We start from the raw sequence: 3,068 nt of genomic DNA, 5'->3' as shown, positions 1-3,068 counted from the left end.
GCTATTTTTAAGACCGTTCTACCCCTTATACCTCAGCGCCTCGATCAGCCGAGCAAAGGCTTGGGTGTGCTGCTTGCGGCTGGGGTAGTAGAGGTAATACCCCTGAAACGGCTCGCACCACGGCTCCAGCACTGCCTCCAGCGTCCCTTCGGCCAGCGCGCCCGCAACCGTATCCTCTGGCACGAACGCCAGCCCCATACCGGATATTGCCGCATCGATACGGGCAGGCAGATGATTAAACGTCAGTTGCCCCTCGACCCGCACCCGTAGATCCTGTCCGTTGCGGGAGAACTCCCAGGCGTAAAGCCCACCGAGAGTCGGCAGACGAATATTGATGCAGCAGTGATGCTGGAGATCGTGCGGCGTGTCTGGTCTGCCGTGGCGGGCAAAGTAGTCCGGAGAGCCGACCACCAGCATGCGCCAGTCCGGGCCAATTCTGACCGCCACCATATCCTTGGCAACCTGCTCTCCCAGCCGTACGCCAGCATCGAAGCGGCCGCTGACGATGTCCGTCAAAGTATTGTCGGTGGTCAATTCAACGTTTACGTCAGGATATGCCTGCAAAAAAGGCTTCAGCGCTGGCCAAACCGTCGATTGCAGAGCGTGCTCTCCAAGGTTAATACGAATATTCCCGGCGACGCGATCGCGTATCTCGGTCAGCGAGTTGAGCTCGGTCTCGATCTCGTTAAAGCGTGGCGCAAGGGTAATGATAAGCCTCTCTCCCGCCTCGGTCGGCGCAACGCTGCGAGTAGTGCGCGTCAGCAGGCGGATCTCCAGCCGCTCCTCCAGCCCTTTAATAGCATGGCTCAGAGCCGACTGCGATACGCCAAGCTTCGCGGCAGCCCGGGTAAAGCTCCGCTCCTGCGCCACCACGGTCAGATAGTAGAGATCGTTAAAATTATCTTTGAGCATCAACGCTGTCTCACGACTTATGAGTAAGGCTCAACAGTAGCGTAAACGCAGACGATTTTCACTCGCGGAGGATAAGTGCTGCTGTTATCAGAGGCTGTTTCCCGTGTCCGGCGCTGGTTACCCTAAACTTATTCATCTGAAGCCACTCATGCTATGGAGTATTTATGAAAGCTATCGCTATTACTGCTGCGGCACAGGCCAACGGCAACGTGGACGCCCTACAGGAAATCGAGGTTGAAAAACCGGTCGCGCACGGCCATGACCTGCTGGTGCAGGTCAACGCCATCTCCGTTAACCCGGTCGATACCAAAGTGCGCGCGGGCTTTAATGCCGATACGCCACGTATTCTCGGCTGGGATGCAGTCGGCGTCGTGGCCGAAATCGGCGACGCGGTGACGCTGTTTAAGCCCGGCGACACCGTGTGGTACGCCGGGGCGCTGACCCGCCCAGGCAGCAATAGCGAGTATCAGCTGGTGGATGAGCGCATCGTGGCGCTAAAGCCTGGTTCTCTGGACAATGCCGCTGCTGCCGCGCTGCCGCTTACCGCCATTACGGCCTGGGAGATGCTGTTCGACCGCCTCGGCGTTAACGAAGACGGCAACGAAGGCGACGTGCTGCTGATCGTCGGTGCGGCGGGCGGGGTCGGCTCCATCATGACCCAGCTTGCCCGTAAGCTTACTAAAATGACGGTGATCGGCACCGCGTCACGCCCGGCAAGCCAGCAGTGGGTTACCGACCTCGGGGCGCACCACGTTATCGATCACAGCAAGCCGCTTACCGAAGAGCTGGCGCGGATCGGCATCCAGCACGTTACCCACGTCGCCAGCCTGAACAATACCGAAGAGCACTATCAGCAGCTGATTGAAGCGCTGATCCCGCAGGGCAAGCTGGCGCTGATTGACGATCCCGAGACGCTGGATGCGCGCCCGCTTAAGGCGAAGAGCATCTCTCTGCACTGGGAGTTTATGTTCACCCGCTCGATGTTCGAAACTCAGGACATCATTGAACAGCACCGTCTGCTGACCCGCGTCGCGTCGCTTATCGATGACGGCGTGATTAAGACCACCCTGGGCGAACACTTCGGCGCAATCAACGCTGAGAACCTGCGTAAAGCCCACCGGCTGCTGGAATCCCGTAGGGCGGTAGGTAAGATCGTGCTGGAAGGTTTTTAACGCCAGGAATCATCCCAAAAGGGATCGCCCTTCTCAAGCGGATGGCTTTTTTAGCGATCCGCTGCTTCTGCTTTCTCCCGCATTTGCTTACACTTTTTTCCAAAGCACGCGCGAGCATGATAGCTTTTACTATTGCTTTCAGTGAGAAATCACAGCGATGATAGCGCGCACGTAATACTAAAGGGCCAGATGAAAACAGCCCGCCCGGCAAAATATGGAGAGACCATGGGTAAGACCAAACTGATGCTTCTTGGTGCACTGCTGGTATCAGCGAGCGCCGCTTATGCAGCGCCACAGACTGCCGCCGCCACGGGCATAGCGAAATACGAACTGCAGGAATTTGTTGCTGACTTTACCAAATTCAAAATTGGCGACACCGTTCCGCCGATGTACCTCACCGATGAATACAACATCAAAGCGTGGCAGCAGCGTAACCTGCCCGCGCCAGATGCTGGTAGCCGCTGGACCTATATGGGCGGCAACTATGTGCTGATCACTGAACCCGAAGGTAAGATCCTCAAAGTTTATGACGGTGAGATTTTCTACCACCGATGATTATTCGCCCCTGGCAAGAGAGCGATCGCCCCTTTCTACGCACGCTTTATCTGCATGCCCGCCGTACCTGCTGGACGTGGAAAGAGGGTAGCGACTGGCAGCTGGACGATTTTGATGCTGCCACGCTTGGAGAGCGCATCTGGGTGGCCGAAGAAGATGGGCACCGCCTGGGCTTTGCGTCGGTCACGCTGAACGATAATTTCGTCCATAACCTGTTTGTTGACCCGGCGTATCAAGGTCAGGGCGTTGGCAGCGCGCTGTTGCAAAAGGTGCAGTCGAATTTTACCAGTTCGGGATCGCTGAAGTGTCTTGCTGAGAACAAAGCCGCGCTGGCGTTTTATCGCCGTCACGGCTGGCATATCGAAGCGCGAGGCGAAGCGCCGGAAGGGGATTACTACCTTTTACACTATCGGTTGCCTTAGAAATGTA

The 3,068-nt window shown here is 57.0% G+C and carries 4 protein-coding genes; 3 read left to right on the top strand and 1 reads right to left on the bottom strand.

The window, feature by feature from the left end; genetic code table 11:
- Positions 1-18: 18 nt before the first annotated feature.
- Complete coding sequence (locus FN633_RS14255) at positions 19-912, bottom strand: LysR family transcriptional regulator (RefSeq protein ID WP_154058155.1); 894 nt, start codon at positions 910-912, stop codon at positions 19-21.
- 164 nt (positions 913-1,076) lie between these two features.
- On the opposite strand from FN633_RS14255, the gene FN633_RS14250 reads away from it, so the two are divergent.
- The 3 genes from FN633_RS14250 to FN633_RS14240 all read left to right on the top strand — a co-directional run bounded on the left by FN633_RS14250 (position 1,077) and on the right by FN633_RS14240 (position 3,061).
- Positions 1,077-2,084, top strand: a complete 1,008-nt coding sequence (locus FN633_RS14250; RefSeq protein WP_154058154.1) for a zinc-binding alcohol dehydrogenase family protein — start codon at positions 1,077-1,079, stop codon at positions 2,082-2,084.
- 225 nt (positions 2,085-2,309) lie between these two features.
- Positions 2,310-2,639, top strand: a complete 330-nt coding sequence (locus FN633_RS14245; RefSeq protein ID WP_154058153.1) for an RcnB family protein — start codon at positions 2,310-2,312, stop codon at positions 2,637-2,639.
- Complete coding sequence (locus FN633_RS14240; RefSeq protein ID WP_154058152.1) at positions 2,636-3,061, top strand: GNAT family N-acetyltransferase; 426 nt, start codon at positions 2,636-2,638, stop codon at positions 3,059-3,061. The genes FN633_RS14245 and FN633_RS14240 overlap by 4 nt, the downstream gene beginning before the upstream one ends.
- The last annotated feature ends 7 nt before the right edge of the window (positions 3,062-3,068 follow it).

Source organism: Pseudescherichia vulneris (assembly GCF_902164725.1).
Classification (GTDB): Bacteria; Pseudomonadota; Gammaproteobacteria; order Enterobacterales; family Enterobacteriaceae; genus Pseudescherichia; species Pseudescherichia vulneris.
Note: the sequence above shows the minus strand (reverse complement) of the source record. Positions and strands in the feature narration are given on the sequence as shown.